At 62.3% G+C, this 19460-nt stretch carries 16 protein-coding genes and 1 tRNA gene; 7 read left to right on the top strand and 10 right to left on the bottom strand.

Going from position 1 to position 19460, the window contains the following annotated elements; genetic code table 11:
• The first annotated feature begins 6 nt into the window (after positions 1-6).
• The 5 genes from DVT68_RS15570 to DVT68_RS15545 all read left to right on the top strand — a co-directional run bounded on the left by DVT68_RS15570 (position 7) and on the right by DVT68_RS15545 (position 5344).
• A complete protein-coding gene (locus DVT68_RS15570) occupies positions 7-1092 on the top strand; it encodes an AsmA family protein (protein WP_114826017.1) in 1086 nt (361 codons plus the stop codon).
• Positions 1089-2120, top strand: a complete 1032-nt coding sequence (gene mutY / locus DVT68_RS15565) for an A/G-specific adenine glycosylase (protein WP_114826016.1) — start codon at positions 1089-1091, stop codon at positions 2118-2120. Before DVT68_RS15570 ends, mutY begins: the two co-directional genes overlap by 4 nt.
• 26 nt (positions 2121-2146) lie before the next feature.
• Positions 2147-2425, top strand: a complete 279-nt coding sequence (locus tag DVT68_RS15560; protein WP_114826015.1) for an oxidative damage protection protein — start codon at positions 2147-2149, stop codon at positions 2423-2425.
• A 67-nt stretch (positions 2426-2492) separates the two neighbouring features.
• Positions 2493-2568: transfer RNA gene (locus DVT68_RS15555), tRNA-Phe, on the top strand.
• Between the two features lie 1561 nt (positions 2569-4129).
• Positions 4130-5344, top strand: a complete 1215-nt coding sequence (locus DVT68_RS15545; protein ID WP_114826013.1) for a phospholipase D-like domain-containing protein — start codon at positions 4130-4132, stop codon at positions 5342-5344.
• On the opposite strand, the gene DVT68_RS15540 is transcribed toward DVT68_RS15545, so the two are convergent.
• The 8 genes from DVT68_RS15540 to DVT68_RS15505 form a co-directional block, all read right to left on the bottom strand.
• Positions 5341-6996 carry an Eco57I restriction-modification methylase domain-containing protein gene (locus DVT68_RS15540; protein ID WP_114826012.1) on the bottom strand — a complete coding sequence of 552 codons (1656 nt, stop codon included), beginning with the start codon at positions 6994-6996 and terminating at the stop codon, positions 5341-5343. The two genes, DVT68_RS15545 and DVT68_RS15540, sit on opposite strands and share 4 nt — an antisense overlap.
• The gene (locus tag DVT68_RS15535; RefSeq protein WP_233523517.1) at positions 6993-7274 is read right to left on the bottom strand and encodes a ribbon-helix-helix domain-containing protein; all 282 of its coding nucleotides are present in this window, start codon (positions 7272-7274) and stop codon (positions 6993-6995) included. The genes DVT68_RS15540 and DVT68_RS15535 overlap by 4 nt, the downstream gene beginning before the upstream one ends.
• A 364-nt stretch (positions 7275-7638) precedes the next feature.
• Positions 7639-7902, bottom strand: a complete 264-nt coding sequence (locus tag DVT68_RS15530) for a hypothetical protein (protein ID WP_114826011.1) — start codon at positions 7900-7902, stop codon at positions 7639-7641.
• On the bottom strand, positions 7902-9710 hold the full coding sequence (locus DVT68_RS15525; protein WP_114826010.1) for an AAA family ATPase: 1809 nt from the start codon (positions 9708-9710) through the stop codon (positions 7902-7904). Before DVT68_RS15525 ends, DVT68_RS15530 begins: the two co-directional genes overlap by 1 nt.
• Positions 9710-10405 (bottom strand): YdaU family protein, encoded by a 696-nt coding sequence (locus tag DVT68_RS15520; RefSeq protein WP_114826009.1) that lies wholly within the window; start codon positions 10403-10405, stop codon positions 9710-9712. Before DVT68_RS15520 ends, DVT68_RS15525 begins: the two co-directional genes overlap by 1 nt.
• A gap of 313 nt (positions 10406-10718) precedes the next feature.
• Positions 10719-10943 (bottom strand): helix-turn-helix transcriptional regulator, encoded by a 225-nt coding sequence (locus DVT68_RS20885; RefSeq protein WP_425477520.1) that lies wholly within the window; start codon positions 10941-10943, stop codon positions 10719-10721.
• Between the two features lie 211 nt (positions 10944-11154).
• Positions 11155-11655 (bottom strand): hypothetical protein, encoded by a 501-nt coding sequence (locus DVT68_RS15510; protein ID WP_158543520.1) that lies wholly within the window; start codon positions 11653-11655, stop codon positions 11155-11157.
• 141 nt (positions 11656-11796) lie between these two features.
• Positions 11797-13179, bottom strand: a complete 1383-nt coding sequence (locus DVT68_RS15505; RefSeq protein WP_114826006.1) for a tyrosine-type recombinase/integrase — start codon at positions 13177-13179, stop codon at positions 11797-11799.
• A gap of 401 nt (positions 13180-13580) precedes the next feature.
• On the opposite strand from DVT68_RS15505, the gene DVT68_RS15495 reads away from it, so the two are divergent.
• Positions 13581-13823: a hypothetical protein gene (locus DVT68_RS15495; RefSeq protein ID WP_114826005.1), complete on the top strand. Its 243-nt coding sequence runs from the start codon at positions 13581-13583 to the stop codon at positions 13821-13823.
• Between the two features lie 28 nt (positions 13824-13851).
• Here DVT68_RS15495 and DVT68_RS15490 read toward each other — a convergent pair whose 3' ends face one another.
• Positions 13852-16692 (bottom strand): EAL domain-containing protein, encoded by a 2841-nt coding sequence (locus DVT68_RS15490; RefSeq protein WP_114826004.1) that lies wholly within the window; start codon positions 16690-16692, stop codon positions 13852-13854.
• 602 nt (positions 16693-17294) lie between these two features.
• Between DVT68_RS15490 and DVT68_RS15485 the strand changes: the two genes are divergently transcribed.
• Complete coding sequence (locus tag DVT68_RS15485; protein WP_233523509.1) at positions 17295-17765, top strand: hypothetical protein; 471 nt, start codon at positions 17295-17297, stop codon at positions 17763-17765.
• Between the two features lie 24 nt (positions 17766-17789).
• Here DVT68_RS15485 and DVT68_RS15480 read toward each other — a convergent pair whose 3' ends face one another.
• Complete coding sequence (locus DVT68_RS15480; RefSeq protein ID WP_114826002.1) at positions 17790-19388, bottom strand: MASE1 domain-containing protein; 1599 nt, start codon at positions 19386-19388, stop codon at positions 17790-17792.
• Positions 19389-19460 lie beyond the last annotated feature (72 nt).

Here is a 19460-nt window from a genome sequence, read left to right as displayed (position 1 = left end):
CGACCGGTGCCGCGCTGGCTCCGCATCACCTTGCTCATCGTCAGCAGCACCACCCTGGTGCTGGTCGCCGTCGCGCTGATCGCCGTCCACCTGCTGCTGCAGCCCGAGCGCATCACCGCCATGTTGCAGGCGCAAGCCCGCAGCGCCGGGCTGGAACTGAGCCTGGCCAGCCCCGCCACGCCGGCCCTGTTCCCGCGCCCCGCGCTCGAGCTGGAAGGCATCACGCTGAGCGCGCAGAACGCCAACATGCCCATCCTGCTCGCAGCGCGCGGCTCGCTGGCGCTGCCGTGGCGCACGTTGGTGCACGGCGAGACGGTGATCTCGCAGATGCAGATCGATTCGCCACGCGTGGACCTCGATGCGCTGCAGTCGTGGTTCGCCGGGCTGCCTTCCGGTCCTGCCGCGGTGCCCAAGACCATCCCTCGCATCGATGCCGGCGTGCACGTCACGCGCGGCACGTTGGTGCGCGGCAACCAGTTGCTGCTCGGCGACGTGGAGCTGAAATCCGGCCGACTCGCGCCCGAGCACGGGTTCTGGCTCACCATGTCGGGCAAGGATCCGAAAGGCACGCCGACCGAACTGCGCCTATCGCTCACGCCAAACATCAAGGGCGGCGCGCTGCAGTTGGACAACATCGAGTTGCACCTCACCCACAGCACGGCCCTCACGCTGGCGCTCAAGGGCAACGCCCGCTGGCGGGGCGCGGCCGACGCCTCGGCGCGGTTGTCGGGCAAGCTCGATCACGCCGACGCCGGCGTGTACGACACCGACATCACACTGACGCCGGCCGACGAAAGCAGTCCGCTGATGCTCGCCCTCAAGCTTGACGGTCCCAACAACCACGCCGACTTGCACCTGCCACCGCTGGCGCTCATAAACTGGTGGTCGGAGCTCGACCACGACGACGGCCCAAGGCTCGCCGTGCCGCCGGTCAACGGCCAGGCGCAAATCGCACAGATCGACGCGGGTGAGATCAGTATCGAAGGCCTGACCATCCGCGCCGGCGCCGACGCGCCAGCTCCGGCCAGCACCGCTACGCCTCCGGCCAAGCCGTCCCCCGTCAAACCGGTGACGCCGCGCACGTCCCCATGAATCCCTTCGCCACCGCACTACTGGCCTGGTTCGACGAACACGGCCGCAAGGACCTGCCCTGGCAGCATCCACGCGATGCCTATCGCGTGTGGCTGTCCGAGGTGATGCTGCAGCAGACGCAGGTGGTCACGGTCATCCCGTACTTCCAGCGCTTCGTAGCTGCGCTGCCAACGCTGCGCGACCTTGCCGCCGCCGACGAGGACACGGTGCTGGCGTTGTGGTCGGGACTTGGCTACTACCGTCGCGCTCGCTTCCTCCAACGCGCCGCGCAGATCTGTGTCGCACAGCATGACGGCGAGCTGCCGCGTGATTTCGACGCACTGTCTGCGTTGCCGGGCATCGGTCGCTCTACCGCCGGAGCGATCCTGGCGCAGGCGCACGGCCTGCGCTTCGCCATCCTCGACGGCAACGTCAAGCGCGTGCTCACGCGCCATCTGGGCATCCATGGGCACCCCGGGCAAAGCGCGGTGGAGAAGCTGCTGTGGCAACACGCCGACGCGCTGACGCCCGCTGATCGCGTGGCCGATTACACGCAAGCCATCATGGATCTGGGCGCCACCCTCTGCGTGCGCACGCGCCCGCAGTGCGACGCCTGCCCGCTCGCCGCCACCTGTGTAGCCAAGCGCGACGGCCTCACCTCGCAACTGCCCAGCGCCAAGCCGAGCAAGCGCGTGCCCACCCGCGACACGGTGATGTTGATCCTGCGCGACGCGCAGGGCCGCGTGCTGCTCGAACGGCGCGGACCGCAGGGCGTGTGGTCGGGCTTGTGGAGCCTGCCGGAGGCGAGCAACCACGACGAGGCTTGGCGCACCGCGCAGTCGTTGGCGCAAATCGACGATGCGCAGTCACTGCCCTCCTTCGTGCACGTATTCAGCCATTACCGCCTCAAGGTCGAGCCCGTGCTGTTCGACGAGGCGACAGCACACCGGCGCATCGCCGATAATGCGGGGCATCGCTGGTGCGATGCAGGCGAACGCGCCGCCCTCGGCCTGCCTGCCCCCGTGCGCAGCCTGCTGCAAGATCTCTGAGCCACCCCATCAATGAGCCGTACCGTATGAGTCGCATCATTCACTGCGCCAAGCTTGACCGGGACGCCGAAGGCCTGGACTTCGCCCCCTGGCCCGGCCCGCTGGGCCAGCGCATCTACGCCGAAATCTCCAAGGAAGCATGGCAACAGTGGCTCGCCCACCAGACCATGCTGCTCAACGAATACCGCCTCAACCCGCTCGATCCCAAGTCGCGCCAGTTCCTGGCCGGCGAAATGGAGAAATTCCTGTTCGGCGGCGACGTAAAACAGCCCGAGGGCTACGTCGCCCCCGACACAAAGTCTTGACGCCGGGCCGTACATCCGATTTAATGCACGGCTCCACGCGACGTCTTAGACGCGTGCGACACATTCTGGCCGGGTAGCTCAGTTGGTAGAGCAGGGGATTGAAAATCCCCGTGTCGGCGGTTCGATTCCGTCCCCGGCCACCATATAAAGCGCTATAAATCAGCCACCTTGGCTATTTGCCATTAGGTGGCTTTTTTGTTGGCCGACTCCATTTGCCGTACATTTGCCACTTGTTGCGAGCTTGGCAAGTCGTTTTCAGTAGATGCACGTCTCACCGACTCGGGGCGACTTCCACAAGACCTACGCCGCTGGCGATCAAGTAGAGTCACCCGTGACACACGGGAACTACCATGCAGCCCGATCACGTTGCCATCGTCGCCGCCGATGTAGGTGCCGCAAGAACTATTCCTGCTAGTCGATTCGCTTGGTACTCGTCTGACGGTGCGACCGGTGTGCTTCCGTCGACGCTGGCTGATCATGTGGCGTCACTATTGGACGCGGGCCTCCCGGTCGCCTTGGGCTTTGAGTGCCCACTTTCTGTGCCTCTCCGTGAGGACGAACACAACTTGACCAACGCGCGCACCGGTGAATGTGCGCCAGGGAGAGGAAATGCACCGTGGAGCGCGAGCGGCGGTGCCGGCACACTGACCGTGGGATTGGTTCAAGTGCCCTGGGTCCTCCGCCGCGTCCGGCGCAGTGTTCGGAGCGACATACCCGCCTTTCTCGACTGGCACGCCTTCTGCGAACACGGCCACGGACTTTTCCTCTGGGAAGCATTCGTAACAAGGCAGGATAAAGGTGTTGCGCATTTGGGTGATGCGCAGGTTGCTGTTGAAGCGTTCCAACAAGCCCTGCCCGATCCTCAGAGCACCAACGCCGTTGGAGGCGATGGCGAGTGCTATTCGCTAATTGGTGCGGCGCTCCTGCGCACCGGGTGGAGTAAGTCACTCGACATGCTCCACGAGCCCTGTTTGGTCATTCGTCCGAGCCCCCGGCCTGCAAACTAACGCACCTTCCCGTTGATACCGCCCGGAAGTCGCTGTGGCGGGATATTGCGCCAGTGATGGGCGGTCCACCGCTCCACCAGCTTTTTACCGTGGTCACGGTTCCTCACCCTGGAAGAGCACGAGGCGGCTTGCGAACGGCCGCGGGGCGACAAGTTGACATACCACCGCCCGTCAATGTCCTCGTTGACTACCGCGAACACCTCACTGAGAACGGGCTCCACAATGCGGGCAAAAAGCCCGTCACTGGTGATCCCAGAAACACTTAGTGGCTCCCAAGTAATGACGGGGGGATGGCTAGGGGCGCATGTCGCCAACTTACGCCGCCAGTATCTCACGACCTGCGAACCCCTAAGCGGCAACTAGTTGCCGGACTCTGTCGTCAGCCATCTCGCGCGCATCCTCGAACATCCACGACGAAATTCGCCCTGAAATTCGCGCCTGGGTGACGATGGATGCCGAAGCAATCTCGTATTTCCGGACGAACTGCAAGCCAGACAGCATGAGCTGAGTGCCCGCTTTGACGGTGGTGCGGTGGTGCTGGGTAGGTGCGGCTTGAGCCTCACGAGCCAAATGGATACTTCCAAGATGGCCCCACGTCCGACGATTCACCGCCGGAATCCCCTGTGATAGCCTTCCGCCGATTCAGCAAAGCCAGCCGCCTGGCTTTGCCGGGACGGCAAACTGGGGACCATCAGGCATGGCACATAAGAGCTTCATCCTTCAAGGCTTCACCCCCAAGACGCACAAAGACGCCATCCTCAACCTCTTTGACGTGCCAAATATCGAGCGCGTCATAGTCAGCGTTGCCTTCGTAAATCTGGGCGGCGTTGAACTCTTGGAGAGTGCGCTAAAGACTCACAAGGAAAAAGCAACAGCCCACATTGGCATTCGCAACGACATCACATCCCTCCAAGGGGCCGAGCGCCTGCTCAACCTTGGCGTTGCGTTGTATACAGTAGACACCGGCACCCGTAGGGTTATCTATCATCCAAAGATTTATCTGGTTCGTGGTGCAAAGCACGCGAAGCTAATCATTGGCAGCGCTAACCTCACTCCTGGTGGCCTGAACAACAACATCGAAGCGGGCATCATTGTCGAGTGCGACTTGGAAAACGCCGCCGACAAAGAGTTGGTAGAAAACATCGAGAAGAGCTTCGACGACCTCCCGCCCACCCATCCCGACAACATCAGCAAGATCACCACGTCAGCGCAGTTGAAGTTGCAGCACAAGATTGGTTTGTTGGTCGATGAAATGGCCGCCGCGCCCCCCAAGCCCTCCACCTCGGGCACGTCCACGTCTGACGATTCAACACCCCGCATCAAACTCAAGGTTGCACCGATCGTCGGTTCGATCGTCGCAGCCAAAAGGGCCGCCGCAAAGAAAGCGGTAGCTAAGGCCCCCGCAAAGAAAGCCATCGCCAAAAAAGGGAACGCGGCAGCGGCACCAGTGCCAGAACCACAGCCTGCCAACGGTGTTGAGCTAACGCTCGTGTGGGAAAGCAAAGAACTAACCAGACGTGACCTAGTTATCCCTCAAGAGGGCCGCAATACTAACCCGACCGGTTCCATCAACCTCGACAAGGGGCTGCTGACGGCCGACGTGGATCACCGCCACTACTTCCGCGATGAAGTCTTTCCGGCTTTAACCTGGACTCGCAAGAGCGCCACGGTGGATGAGGCGCATGCCAAGTTCCAACTGGTCGTGAAGGGGGTCAGTTATGGTGAATTCGATTTGCGCATCGCGCATACCACTAGCACCAACACTAAGAGCTATAGGCAGCGCAATGCCATGACACGCCTTAGCTGGGGGCCTGTTCGCGAATACGTCGCCCGCACCGACCTCATCGGCCGTCGGCTGTCGCTCTACCGAGATGACGCCAACCCAAAGAAGTTCGTACTCGAAATCGACTAAACGGTTTCGACCATCTCTTGGCTGGAAATCCTGTGTCGACGGTTGCGCAACCGCTTCCAGCCATTGAAGACGTCATCCTGCTTGGCACCGGAAAGCCCCAAGCCACCCAGCACGACACGTGAGTTGGATTCAAGCACACCCATGGCTGACCCGGTGCGAATCTTTTGATCGAGATCCTTCAAACTGATATTGACATTGCTCGGCAAGGGCAATACCAACTTCTCGATTTCTGACGGCACCAGTTCAAGCACGCCACCGCCGTAGTGCCGACCTTCCAGCTCGGCGCTAAGGGCCGTCAGGCTGTTGATGAAGCACGATACGAGCTTATCTGCCGAGACGTCACCTAACGTGCGGATGCGGTAGGCCGTATCGGTGGTATAGGCACCCACCTTGTTTAAGATCAGGCGTGGCAGATCGTGGGAACGCTTCAGCATCCCAATCTCAGTCGAATAGACAGAGGGAACGGCAAACCACGGCGATCGGATACGACATTTGTAGCGCGTGTGAAGTGAATCCGCCTCACCCGCCTCGATGTAATTTCTCGACTTCTTATAGCGAAGCACGTCGCGATCGGAGAACCATAGAAAGTTCGTCGGGTTGCCCGCCTTAGCGTTGGCCGCGTGCTGTTTCTTATCGTAAATGATGCCGGGGCAATGTTCGCTACGACCAAACATCGGGTGCGCCCACCGCTCCAATCCATTCTCGGCAACGACGTCATCAGTAACAAGAAAGAACTTGTTTGCTCCTGTGACAATACCAACATCCACGTCGGCCACATCAATGAAGCGATGAACCTCCTGGTGCTCGACCAGCTCGTCGAAAAGGTCGCGCGTCTCTTTGCCCAACAATGCACGCGTCCACTTACCCGCGACCGTCTTGCCATTGATCGACTGAGGAGCCGCAAAAACATCCTCCGGCTTCAAGCTAAGGAACTCGCGGTTCCTAACTTCATAGATGCCCAAACCCTCGGCCTTGTCATCCTTACTTTTGCGCTTCTCGGCCAGCAGAAGCACCGCGCCTTGGAGCGTCCCATCGAACCACAGCTCTTGGGGGTCGATGACGACCAGACGGCGGCACTCTTTGCCGAGATAGGCACGCAGCGACTGGGCATGCATCACATGGATGATTTCCGCAGGCACAACCATCGCCAAGCGCCCGCCTGGTCGCAACATGCGCATACCAGCCAAAATGAAAGGCACCCAGGCGTTAGTGTGCTTCGTGAACGGCAAGTCCAGTTCACGAAACACCTGCTCAGCCTTCTTCTGGAACGGCTCCGGCAAATACTGATAGCGCACAAACGGCGGATTGCCAATCACCGCATCAAAAGATGCCTCTGACTTCCCAGTCGCATCCAGCGCCCACGACAAAAAATCCGTCGAGTGGATTTTGCTGGCACGCAGACCAACTTCGTTGGCGCGCCTCTTGGCCTTTGCGGCCTCAACGGCATCCAGCTCGACGGCTGTGACCGCAGTGTTCTCCGGCGCACCTGCTTTGCGCAGCGCCCCCAGGAACACCCCATCGCCGCAACTCGGCTCCAAGATTCGTGTTGGATTGATCTCCAAGACCCACGCGCACAAAAACGTCGCGAGGTCGTCCGGCGTGTAGTATCCGCCGCGGAGCTTCTGTGCCGATTCGTTCTCAATGAAGTTCATGGCTGTTCTCTACCGAGCGACGGCCATTGATCGGCGACATACTTCTCCACCGCATCCCGGATGACCCAGGCGACCGACACCTTTTTCTGTTTGGCTATGGCCTCCAACGCTGCGCAGTTATCGGGAGGAAGACTTGCCGTGACGCGTATTGCGCGCGGTTTGCCGGCTGGTTTTCGTCCCCGTTTCGCAGGCATGGGCAGCACCCTGTATTTTTTGCAGCACTCTACATCACTTTGCTGCGGGCACACAATTGTCTCGCCCTCCAATATGCCAACCATCGCAAACACGGACTGCGACTCCGTCCCCCACTTACGAGCATGCCCTGAACATGCTCAAAGAGTGATCGAGTCCGGCGGATCGCACGGAGTAGCCGGAGTTGCTGCTGCGCGCAAACGTTCGGCATCGGCTTCGCCCGCTTCCGACCCGAAGAGGACACTTCCGCTGGGCAGCACATTGCGTTCCTCCTCGGTTGTGAAGGTCGAACGGCAAGAGTGGTGGACTAGGTGCATCAACTCAAAAGTGCTTCGCGCTAGGAACAAAACGAGGCTGCAATGCCCCGCGGTGCAAATAAAATGGTCGAAGGACCCCGGCCACTGGGACGGAGACTGCTCGCGGCGGCGGTCGTGCCGTTGGCGCGCACCGTCATCGTATTTCGTCCTCTGGTGGCTGCGCGCCCGGGCGATACCATGGCACGCGCTTCGCGCGCACCAATCGGGTTTTGCGGTCCACCGCCGCCAGCTCACGCTTCACGTCCAGCCCATCAAAGGGCTCGCGCCTGCCCAGCTCGCGGTCGCCCTCGCGGCACCACAGCACTTTTGGATCGAAGCCGCCGGCACGTAGGCCATCCACTAGCGACGCCGTGCCCGGCATGGCGTCTCGGTTGGATTCACGGTCCCGGGCGGCCATCAGGACGACACCTCCTCTCGGTCCGTGGTTGAGAAATCGACCAGCGGCCGCGCGTGCTGTCCACGGGACTCCATGAACTGCCCGGAAGTCCGATCGAACCAAAGGGCGAATTGGCGTTCGATGCCGTTCGCACGCTGTTTAAGGACACTCAACAACGTCGTAAATTGGACGGCGACTTCCGGTGGTACGGGCGAGCTGTCGGATTCGCATTGCGCCAGCACACGCTCGCGTGGCTTGTTACGCCATACCTCAACCACCGTGTCCGCCATGTCGGTTATCCCGCCCGACCCCTTCACGGCGAATTTGCCCGCCGGGTGATCTTCGTTATCCCCCTTTCGCATGTGGGCGACCACGGCGACGTGTACGCCGGTCGCGCGCGCGAAGTCGCTCAACTTTTCCACGAACGCTTTTTGGCCGGGATAGTCGTCGTCAGCGAATCCGCACTTGGTCAGATTGTCGATGACGAACAATTCGACCCCGTAGCGCGCGCGGGCATAGGCAAACAGTTCGAGGATGCGTTCGGCCTTGGCCGTAATGCCCGGTTCGATGACCCACAGAAGGCCTTCCAGCCTCTCCATGATGTGGGCCATAAACTGTTTTGTCGGCGTTATCGTGCCGGCCAGCGGCCCCATCATCCGGAACGCCCATAACGCGATGCGATATTCCAGCGACGCGACGCAGCACCGAACACCCTGGACGATGGCGGCGTGAGCGATGATGTGATTCACGACCACAGTTTTGCCGTGCCCATTGATACCCGCCCATATGGACGTTTCACCGGGACGCAGGAGCAGCAGATTGTGGGTTTTCAGCCAAGGGAGGCGGATGCCATCATCAATCCGGTCAGCCTCCGCGATGACCTCCCGGCTGAACTCACCGACGGCGTGCAAGCCCTCCGGGTCCAGCGTGCCGCCGGCATCGATGCAAGCCAGCACTTGTTCGGCGGTCATGCCCGCTAGCAAGCAGGCATTGGCGTCCTTGTGCGGAAGCACCACCACAAAGCAGCGCGCCAGCCCAAGGCGCTTGGCGAGCTCGCGCGCAGCCTTCTCACCTTCGTTGTCCGCGTCCAGCACGAGGTCAATGCGGTCGAATGGCTCGAACCACTCGAAGGCCTGATCTACCCACACCTGTTTGCGCTTGTCGCCACCGCCCATCGGCACCGAAATGGCTGGGATGCCAAACGAATGCAGCGCCATCGCGTCCAATTCGCCTTCGGTAATTGCTACGCGGCGGGTTCCGGGCGGCACGGCCGGCATGCCGAAAGGCCACGGACGGCAGTCTTTGGCTTGCCACATGGTTTTATCTGGTTTACGAAACTTGGCGCCGACCCACTCACCATCCGGCGCCATGTACGGGAACACGATAGCTGCGCCCTTTGACGTGACGCCGTAAACCTCGATCGTACCGGGGTTGATTCCGCGCACGCTGACAAGCCAATCGCGGTGCGGAGCCGACAAGCCGTTGATGCCGTCCCGCGACGGCACGGCGTACCCTTTCGGCGGGCCCAGCACACGGGGCCGGTCGTCGCGGATGCCTAAGAAGTCGTTTGCCCATGTACACGCGTCATGTAGTCCGCAACGGTTGACCGCTTGGACTAGCCCGATGAGGTCCCCGCTCTCGCCGGTAGAGAAATCGGCCCAGGTTCCGTTTTTTTCCCCGGAGAGACGCACGCCAAGGCTCTGCCCCGGCTCGCCCGCCGTGCTCCCGACACGCCACTCGTGCCCCTCCCGGCGGCCGGCTGGCAGGAGTACGCGCACCACGTCCTCGGCGCGCTCGGCGAGACGCCGGGCCAATTCAGTCGCGCGCATCAGATCACTCCCACCAAGTACTCGGCCAGTGGGTCATCCGGCCGCCGCCAGGACTGTCGCAACACGGCCAGGACGTAGGCTTTCGGATCGTTGCGCGGCTCCGCAAGCGTCTTCGCCAACGCTTCAAGCACGCGCGCTTCCGGCTTGTGCTCTCGCAGCAAGTTATTGACGAATCCGCCCCCGCCGCCATCGGGCAAGGCCTTCCACGCCGTAAAAATCGCCCCCTTGTCGCGTAACTGCGCCGCGCCAGCGGCGGGCGCGCCAGCGCAGTATCCAGAGCTCCTATCTGAGCTCTGAGATTGCATGGGCGTGGCATGGTGTCCGGTATCTACGAGCGCGCCTGCGATCGCATGTGCGTTCGCAGAAGCGATCGCATCTTTATCTTTCTGCCAGCGCTTTTGGGCGTTCGCGGTGTTCTTCGCAGATTTTTGGCGGTATTTCGCCAATTCATCCTCGGCTCGGGCATTGCGGCAAACGCCATTTTCCAGCGTAAAAAACATCGCCAGCACGCGTTTGAGTGCCGCTTTTTCGGTCCGTGTCCGTGCTCTTGAAATGATGCCGGCGAACTCGCGTTCGATGCCGTTCTCGTGTCGGAAATAGTGCGTGAGTAACAGCAGGTAGATGCCATGTTCCGCCGGCGATAGCGTGCCTGTGGCGCCCAGGTAGTCCGAGATCCAGAATGGGAAGTACTTCATGGCCGCCCGTCCTTCGGGCTCAACACACCCCGGCGCTGGGCAATAGACTTTGTGACTTCACGTATCAAACGAAGGGCTGCGAGAACCTCTGCGTGTTCATCGTCCCGTAGATCGCGCTCACGACTAAGCGCCGAGATGCGCTCGACTATTTCAAGGGCGCGAGCTTTCTGCGCGAGCAGTTCAGCGCGCGTGGGCGCCGCGAGTTTTTGACAACAAGCGCGACGCAGTTGCGTAAGATTCGTATGGGCCATGCGCTTGACCTCGGAGGTTTTGCCCGCCGCCGCGCCTGCGGTGCGCGGGCCTCTTTCTTAGCTTATTTAGAGCAGCGACCGGGATGGTCAGCCGCAGCGCTAGGTTCAGTAACCGTCGCTTGTGCGGTTTCAATCTTGTTTTTCATCCATTCGGCGACGGCTGAATCCAGCCAAGCGACCGCATTGGCACCAATGGGAATCGGCGCGGGGAATTGGTCGTGGGCGACCATTGCGTAGACCGTCGCCCTCGACAGCCCGATGGCTCGTACTACCTCGTGAATCCGCATGAAGCGACCCGGTAGACTCGTAGCGGCGTCCATTTGAACTCCTCTGGTTGCGAGCGAAGTTGGATGGACAAACCCTACGCGCGCGCAATGCGGAGATCACGAGCACTATTTTTTGTTTTCTGCTCGTAACCGGATGACATGAAAAAGCCCGCCGGGAAGGCGGGCTTGATGATGAAATGGATTGATTGGCCGTGGGCTGGCGCCGAATTGACTAGCCCTTCTTCTTGCCCTTGCCTTCACTCAGCTCAGCTTTGAGCTCTTTGTCGGAGTGCCACCGCCACACCGCCGCCTCCTTCATACGCAACCTCTCCGCCACGTCTGCAACGGCCTCTTCCACACTCATTTTCTGCCGCCCGCTATTTTCCGACGGGTGCGTCAGAGCATTTACCATGACGTACGCCGCCGTGCCTTTACCGAGTCGCGCCCGCGCTCTCGATTGTCGCCAGCCCTTCGGTCGCTTGACCCCCAGCGCTTCGTCGAGTGTCCGAGCCTCGGCGGTTTCGTATCGCGTCACTCCTGTGACAAATGCCCTTTGGGCCCAAGCCGGCACCGGATTCCCGAACTGAAAACAAATGCTGATGGCCTTCAAGCAGGCCTTCTTGCGGCCGGCTCGAAACTCAACCTCGCACTGCTCCAATTGAGCCGCAACGGCGCGCTCACGGTTAGTGACAGGCTTGCTCCGCGCGCGCGGCGCTACACTTCGTTCGGCCATGGTCGTTACCTTGATTAACGCGCCGTGGAAGGCGGCACGGGATGTTGCAGTCATCCGGTGCCGCCACTCACTTCCCCATCCGTCAGCTATCGTCAGGCCCTATCCCGCGATCCGCATGATCTCCGTGGAATGCTATCCGGATCAGCGCTTTGCCTGCCGTGGAGCCAAAGGCACCACGTTGGACTGCTTGCGCTTCGCGGGTTTGCTCTTGGTCGGCTTTGTTGCCGGCTCGATCGTGGCGAGCTTGTGGAACTTATTCAAGGCCGCCAGCATTTGCTTGTGGTATTCGGCATGTTGGTAGTGGCGTTTCTGCACGCCGCCCATATCGTGAGATTGCAGATAGGCCATCACATTGGCCGGGACCCCCTCCTCTGCAAGGAGCGTTTCTGCCGTGCGGCGAATATCGCCCATGGTGAACGCGCCCTTGCCCGCGTCCAGTTCGTTGGCTTCCAGCATTGCCTCCGCGATGGGACGGATGCGGGCCTGCAACGCGTTGCCAGTCGCCCCGTGCTTGCCGCCATCGAAGGAAAACAGCTTGCGACCCAAGCCCATGCCTTCTAGGGCATGACGCGCGGCCGGGATCAGCGGCACGTCCCAAAAGCGCGGCTTCGCGCGGCGGCCCTTGCCGCACTCCATCCGAAAGGTACCCCGCTCTGAGTTGTAGTCGGCGAGCGTGAGCCGCCCCATTTGCTCCGCGCGCAGCCCGCCCGTGAACAAGTGGAACAGGAGCACCGATCGTTCCGGCTCCGGACGCGTCAGGATGCGGCGATAGTAGGCTCGCAGCTCGGCACGGCTCAGATAGCGCGTGCGGGCGTTGTTGGCGCCCTCGATAGATAGAATCTCGGCGGCAGGGTTGTGGATGATTCCAAGTGCGGCCACGCCTGCCGACGCGCGCGGGTCTTGGCGGGCCTTGATGGCGGCCGTATAGGCGGATCGCAAATAGCTGCGCAGCTTGTCGGCTTGGCGTAGCGTGCCCGCTTCCGTCAGCGGGCGCACCACCGCCAGCAAATCATCCATCGTCACATCCTTCGCGGCCGTGTCCCACAGCGCCGGCCATTTTCCCTTGACGTGCAGCTCAAAACTGCGTCGCACTTTCTCCGCACTTTCTTTGCCCCTGCCTTCCAGTTGCTTGACGTAAGCCATCAGCACGATGCCCAGCGTGCCGGCTGCCTCAGCCCTGGCCTGTTCCTCCACGCGGACTTGGGCGGCTTGCTGGCGCTCGCGTTCGCGCTGTTCCGCATCCAGCGCCAGCCGCAGATCGCGTTCGCCTGCTACGTAGCGCTTGGAATAATCACCGGCCTTGTCGATCGCTTCGGCCAAGGTCAGGCCGCGCTGTCCCCTCGGATCAAATGGCCCCAGCGGTAGTGAATCTCGCCGCCCACCCGAAACCACGTAGCGGAAGTAGAACGTTGCGCCACCGTCCTTGGTGCCGTAGGCCATCAAGCGGCCCGCGCCTCGCACGCCATCATGAGAGAGCCATTGACCTGGCTTGATGCCCGTCAATTCACGCACCGTGAGCGCCATTGCTGTACCTCGTTTGCCATTTGCCGTAACGGGTCCGAGAAACGGCAAGTGAGGCACACCCATTTGCCGTTCATTTGCCGTTTGTTGCTGGCTTCGATGATACAGCGCTGGACGCCTCTAGACACTATAATGCGCCACATCAACTAGTTACGAACAATCCCCTGCGAGCTCACGGGGCCACAGGAGGCACCCAAGGGGATTGAAAATCCCCGTGTCGGCGGTTCGATTCCGTCCCCGGCCACCATCGATTTCAACGGCTTGCAGCGATGCAGGCCGTTTTCGATTTCGGCTATCGGCCTCGCCGATTCCCCGCTGTCCCTTTTGAACGCACAGAATCGCAGCGTTGCGAATCAGGCGCGATCGCCAAGCCTGCAGCGCCAGCGCTAGACTCGGAAACGAACATGCCGAGCATCCGCGCGCAGGATTCGGGAGGGGAAGACGTTATGGATGATCAGACCGCCATTGACGAGGCTTATCAGGAATCCATCAGGGACATCTACAGCACCCTGCTGACGGAGATCCAGATGGCCAAGGGTGACGCGCAGCTTGAGGCGGCGGCGAAGGCGCGGTTCGCCTCGGGGATCACCTTTGCGCGTCGTGTCCATGCCATGGCATCGGAACTGGTCGGCAAACCCACGCCGTAGCAAGCCGCGCAAGCGCACCACCGGATACTCACGCAGCGCCGTAGTGGATGTGGTCGAAATAGGCCTGGGCGTCGCGGGCAGACAAGGCCGGCGCCAGGTAGTGTCCTTGCAGGACATCACAGCCCAGCCGCGCGAGTAGCGCGGCCTGGGCCTGCGTCTCCACGCCTTCGACGGCAACCTGCATCTCCAGCTGGTGACCGAGTGCGACGATGGTGCCGATGATGGCCGCGTTCTTGGTATCCATCGGCAGGCCGCTTACGAAACTCTGGTCGACCTTGAGCTTGTTGACCGGAAACTGGCGCAGGTAGGAAAGGCTCGAGTAACCAGTGCCCAGGTCATCCAGCGACAAGCGGACGCCAAGAGCCCGCAATCTCGCCAACGTATCCTGCGTGCGGGAGACATTCTTCATCAGCGAGCTTTCGGTCATCTCGATTTCCAGCATCGCAGCGGGCAGGCCATGTCGATGCAGGATCTCCTCGACGCTCTCGGCCAACCCGGGGCGAACAAGCTGTTGGGCCGACACGTTTACCGCCATGATGAAATCGCGATGGCCCAGGTCGAACCAGGCGCGCGCCTGATGGCAAGCGTGGTCCAACACCCAGACGCCCACCTCCGGCATCAACCCCATGGCCTCGGCGAGCGGAATGAAGCGCGCAGGAGGCAGTGCGCCAAAAGGAGTGCAGTTCCAGCGCAACAACGCTTCGAAGCCAACGAGCCCGTAGCCATTGGCGCGGTGCTGCGGCTGGTAATAAAGCTCGAACTCGCCATGGCCGATCGCATCGCGCAGTCGGGAACCCAACGTGACTCGGTCGTCGAGTTCGACCATCTGTTCGACAGAAAGCTCGGCCAGCTGGTCGCGCCCGTTCCGTTTGGCCTGGTTCATGGCCTCGTCGGCGCGTCGCAGCAGGTCATCGGCGGTGCGCCCGTGCTGGGGATAATGGCTGACGCCCACGCTCGCGCTCAGCACCAGGCGGTAGTTGCGTCCCTCCAGCGGCTTCGCCACGGCGACGCGCAATCGATCACCCAGTTCGCGCGCGCCCGAAGGTTCGATACCTGCCACCGCGACTACGAACTGGTCGCCAGCGATGCGCGCCATCTGCGCCTGCTCCGGCAAGGCAAGTTGAAGGCGCGTGGCCACACGCTTGAGCACCTCATCGGCCGCGGGATGGCCAATGGAGGCATTGACCATCTGGAACCGATCCAGCCCGATCACCAGCACCGACGTGCGCGCGGGTGATTCATGCATGCGGTTGACCAGATCCCGCTCGAACAACAGGTAATGTCGAAGTCCGGTAAGCGCGTCGTGGGTGGACGCGTAGGCAAGCTTCGCCTCCATCTCGCGCCGCGCGGTGATGTCGCGGGCAACCGCGTAGACCAGTCCATCCGGCGCGGCGAACGACACCCACTCCAGGACGCGTTCGCTGCCGTCCTTGCAGGCGCAACGCGTGACGAATTCGCGGATCGAAAACGCCACCCCTCCCAGCGGAGCGGCGAGATGCCCGCCATCGGCGCCGTGTTCCACCGGAAACAGCTCGCGATAGCCGAGGCCGGCCAGCTCGTTGGCGTCGTAGCCCGTGATCCGCTCCAGCGACGGATTGAATTGCACCAGCCTCCCCGTCGCCGGATCGATGATGCAGAACAGCTCAAGGGACATCTCGAAGAAACTATCCCTCACACGAAGGCGCTCGATGAGCCTGGCGCTTTCGATGGCGACGCCGGCGATCGGCACCATCTGGTCGATGCTGTCCAGTTCGTCCTGGCGCGGATGCCGTGGCTCGCGGAAATACACCGCAAACGTCCCGAGCACGCGTCCGTCGCTGCCGAGGATGGGTGTGGACCAGCACGCCCTGAGACCATGCGCCAACGCGAGAGACTTGTAGTTGGCCCAGTACGGATGGGTTTCGATGTTCTCGACGACCACGCGTTCGCGCCGCCAGGCCGCAGTGCCGCAGGAACCGTGCTGGTTTCCGATCTCCAGGCCGTCGAGCTTGGCGCTATAGGCGGCGGGAAGCGACGGCGCCGCGCCGCACAGTACGCGTGTGCCGGCATCGTCGATCAGCAGGATGGAACACAGCGCGCCGGGATTGAGCGCTTCGTGCAGGCGGGCGATGCGCGCCAGGCTTTCGGCGAGTGGACGTTGCGCGGCAATGCCTACCAGGATGTCGTGCTGCCCCATCACCACCTGTTGCGCACGCTTGCCGGCAGTGATGTCCTGGCAGACCAACAGCACGTTCACTGCCCGCCCATGCCCGTCCACGCTCACCTGACCGCGGTTGAGCAGCGTCCGCATTGAACCATCCGGATGGAGAAACCGTCCTTCGAATTCAAACGGCTGGTGGTCGCTGCGCGCCTGCTGCAGGTGCTGGGCCATGCTGGCGCGATCGTCGGGATACACCAACGCGAGGTAGGCGTCGAACGTCGACTCCTGCTTCTCCGCGGGCAGCCCATAGAGATGACATAGTTCGGCCGACATCACGACCTGTGAACTGGCGATGTCCCACTCCAGGCTTCCCACCTGTGCGAGCTTTTGCGCCCAGGCCAACCGGTTTGCGTCGCGCAGCCCTTCCTGCTCCGCCCGCTGCGCAGGACGAGGGTCACGGAAGCCGAGCACCAGGCCTTCGCCGGAAGGATGGATACGGCAATCGATGTGACGATCGTTCGTCGCGTCCACCAGTTGGATGGATACCGATTTCTGTTCGCCCATCGCCATTTCACAGGCCAGACGCAGCGACTGATCCAGAGGGGGCGGCAAGGCATCCCACACGGGACGCCCAAGCAAATCCGCCGCGTTCCGTCCGAACATGGCGCGGGCTTCGTCGTTCATGTGGATGAGACGGAACCGCGCGTCTAAGGCGACAAACCCATCCATGAGCCATGCGATCGCCCGAGCGGCTCCCTCCTCACCGGATGCTGCACCCATGACTTTCGTGGCCCTCTCTGCAAGAGGTTTGGCCGTTTCAGGTTACGCCTGCCCGTTCGGGTGGCGCAATGTCGCCTGGCCCGACTGGAGCGACAAGCCGTGTGATGACTATGTCGAAAGATGCGCAGCCGCCGACAAGTTGCAACCGGTTTCACTCGCTCCAAACGATTTCCGGAGCTCACTCGGACGGCTGGACGTCCGTGCTTCACGCGCAACTTTGAACAAGGGAAGGCGCCTCGTCATGTATCGTTGCTGCACCTCACGCGCCCGATGTAGGCGGCGTTCACCACGAGCCCTGGTCAAACCGACGGACGCTAGCGCCAAGTCGATAAATGCAAGGCGGCTGCGGCCCGGCCTCGTGCAACGCAAACGGAAAGTGGCCCGGAGATGCCCGGCAGCGCCAAGCTGCGCGGTGGGACGCCCCACTATCGGACATCGCGCAGAGCGGACCCGGGAACTGCTACGTCAGGCACGCGGCACAGCGAACGGTTGATGCTAGAGTCGGGCCGATGTTCAACGCTTGGGCAGCCATCCAGACAAAGGGGTCTTTCATGCTGAAAACACTGTCGAGTCGTGCCGTCAGGGCCGGGTTGTTCGCACTGGCCATCTCGGGTTCCGCGTATGCCGCCCAGCCGCCCGCCTCCGGCCTTGGCCAGGCCTGGCCCAATACCAGGGACGTCAGCGCCAACCCACACTTCCACGCCTACGTGTTCATGCTTGGCGGTATCCAGTACGTGCAGATCAATGATCTCAATGGCAACGTGCTGGGCGCGGTGGGCACGGCCAACGGCCAGTTCATCACCCTGCCGATCGGTCGTTTCTCGCAGCTGGTCAGCACACCGCAACAGGCTCCCGCGGTGACGACGACGGCTGCGCCTGCGGCCACCGCAGCGACGGTCTATCAGGACAGCGCCACGACGGTGACCGCTACGCCGCTGACTGACGGCACGGTGCAGATCATGGCCCTCTCCGCCAATGGCTGCGACACCGACCCGGCCATCTGCAACTCGCACATCCAGTAATCGCGGTGTCGACGATCAGCGGCGTCAGAAGTCGTCGCTGATCGTCACCGGGTCCAGCAGCAGCAGGCTGACCCGGCGACCATCGGCCATGGTCCGCTCGCGGGCGCCGCCTTCGAAGGTCAGGGCGCGGTCACGGATCGCGGGCCAGCCCATACCGCTGGTGGAGCGCATCACACGCGGCAGCAATTCATCCCAGCGCACTTCAGTGCATTTTTCCGGCTCGCTGCGCAGCGTGATGCTCACCAGCACCCAGCGGCGCCCAAACTTCTCGCCACAGCGCAGGCGCACCACCACGTCGCTGACATTGCGCCTAGCGCAGGCGTCGGCGACCGTTTCAAGCACCATGCGGTAGATGGCGATGTGCAGCGTCTGCGACAGGCGACTGAGCGGACCGCGCAGGTCGCACCAGTAATTCACTCCGGTCTCCGCCAGCGCACGCGGCATGGCGCCTTCCCGAAGCGCAGCGGGCAGACCGCGCTCGCGCCAGGTCACCGGGTAAAGGCTGTCTGCCAGGCGGAACAGCTGGTCCTGGGCGACGAGCGCCTGGCGATGGTAGCTGCGGTCTTCCATGGTCGGCTGCAGGTGCCGCAGGCGCCCCATCATCATGGAGAAGCTGGCCTGGACCGTTTCACGGATCTGCTCCAGCGCCAGCGAGGTAGTGCGCAGCTGCATCTCGCCGATATGCACGTTGCGTTGCGCGAGCGCCAGCGCCATGCGGACGTCCAGACGATCCCGCTCGGCGCGGTGGTGCAGCACCGCAATGCGGGCGCCCAGCAGCAGCATGGAAGAAATGGCGAAGGCGATGATGGCCTCGGCCTGGATGGTCTGCTGGTCGTATCTCGCCGGCATCAGCGCCACCACCGCCAGGCTGGCCGCCGTCCCGCCGATGGCGGCCCCGTGCCAGCCGTAGCGCATGGCCAGCCAGACGATCGGCAGGAACATGGCCACCTGGGCCATCTGGCGGGCATTGACCGAGACCAGGCCCAGCCAGACCAGCAGCAGCAGCGCCGGCACGACCAGGAACACGCCTTCCAGCACGGTCCGGTCGTCGGCGAGCCGCGTCACCAGTTCATGCCGGCGCGCACCAGCAAGCAGCTGATGCAGGAAAAGCACTGTGGGCACGATCGCGAGGATGCCGACATAGTTGCCGAGGATCCATTGCAGCGCGAGTCCGGTGGGATCGAAGTCGTATCCGGGAGGCAACCGGGTGATGAGCATGCCGAGCAGGTTGTAGCCCGCCATCACAAAGGACACCACCAGCGCGCACGAAAGCAGCGCAGCCATGTTCACCGTGTGGCGCGAGGTGATGATCGGCCAACGTTGTCTGGCCCAATAGACGAAGGGCGCCATGACCACGATGCCCGGCGCCAGGTTGAACACGGCCCACGCGGCGCCCCAGGTGCCGGCATAGGCGAGGCTCATGGGTATCAGTGAAGCCACCTCGCCGACCACCAGGGCCGGCCAGTCGCGATAGGGGGCCAGCAACAGCACCGCAAGGTGGACGCCCGTCAGAAGGAGAAAATGAGGAATAGCGAACTGGCGGAACAGCGCAATCCCGCATCCATACGAGACGGCGACGCCCACGCGGCGCAACCAAGGGTTCGACCACGATGCTTCCAGCATTGCTCCCCTACCCCTGTTCAAGATTCCCCGATTGATGGACCGCGTACCTGCTGCGAAACCCGGATGACATCG

The sequence above is a fragment of the Dyella solisilvae genome (assembly GCF_003351225.1).
GTDB classification, from domain to species: Bacteria; Pseudomonadota; Gammaproteobacteria; order Xanthomonadales; family Rhodanobacteraceae; genus Dyella; species Dyella solisilvae.
This window is presented reverse-complemented; position numbering and strand designations above follow the sequence as displayed.

Bases quoted from the DNA above. Each gene is read 5' to 3' on its own strand.
- DVT68_RS15560 (WP_114826015.1), top strand. From the start codon at position 2,147: ATGAGTCGCATCATTCACTGCGCCAAGCTTGACCGGGACGCCGAAGGC.
- DVT68_RS15510 (WP_158543520.1), bottom strand. From the start codon at position 11,655: ATGGCCGAACGAAGTGTAGCGCCGCGCGCGCGGAGCAAGCCTGTCACT.
- DVT68_RS15490 (WP_114826004.1), bottom strand. From the start codon at position 16,692: ATGGATGGGTTTGTCGCCTTAGACGCGCGGTTCCGTCTCATCCACATG.
- DVT68_RS15530 (WP_114826011.1), bottom strand. From the start codon at position 7,902: ATGGCCGCCCGGGACCGTGAATCCAACCGAGACGCCATGCCGGGCACG.
- DVT68_RS15545 (WP_114826013.1), top strand. From the start codon at position 4,130: ATGGCACATAAGAGCTTCATCCTTCAAGGCTTCACCCCCAAGACGCAC.
- DVT68_RS15535 (WP_233523517.1), bottom strand. From the start codon at position 7,274: ATGGTTGGCATATTGGAGGGCGAGACAATTGTGTGCCCGCAGCAAAGT.
- mutY (WP_114826016.1), top strand. From the start codon at position 1,089: ATGAATCCCTTCGCCACCGCACTACTGGCCTGGTTCGACGAACACGGC.
- DVT68_RS15495 (WP_114826005.1), top strand. From the start codon at position 13,581: ATGCCGAGCATCCGCGCGCAGGATTCGGGAGGGGAAGACGTTATGGAT.
- DVT68_RS15505 (WP_114826006.1), bottom strand. From the start codon at position 13,179: ATGGCGCTCACGGTGCGTGAATTGACGGGCATCAAGCCAGGTCAATGG.
- DVT68_RS15485 (WP_233523509.1), top strand. From the start codon at position 17,295: ATGCTGAAAACACTGTCGAGTCGTGCCGTCAGGGCCGGGTTGTTCGCA.
- DVT68_RS20885 (WP_425477520.1), bottom strand. From the start codon at position 10,943: ATGCGGATTCACGAGGTAGTACGAGCCATCGGGCTGTCGAGGGCGACG.
- DVT68_RS15525 (WP_114826010.1), bottom strand. From the start codon at position 9,710: ATGCGCGCGACTGAATTGGCCCGGCGTCTCGCCGAGCGCGCCGAGGAC.
- DVT68_RS15520 (WP_114826009.1), bottom strand. From the start codon at position 10,405: ATGAAGTACTTCCCATTCTGGATCTCGGACTACCTGGGCGCCACAGGC.
- DVT68_RS15480 (WP_114826002.1), bottom strand. From the start codon at position 19,388: ATGCTGGAAGCATCGTGGTCGAACCCTTGGTTGCGCCGCGTGGGCGTC.
- DVT68_RS15540 (WP_114826012.1), bottom strand. From the start codon at position 6,996: ATGAACTTCATTGAGAACGAATCGGCACAGAAGCTCCGCGGCGGATAC.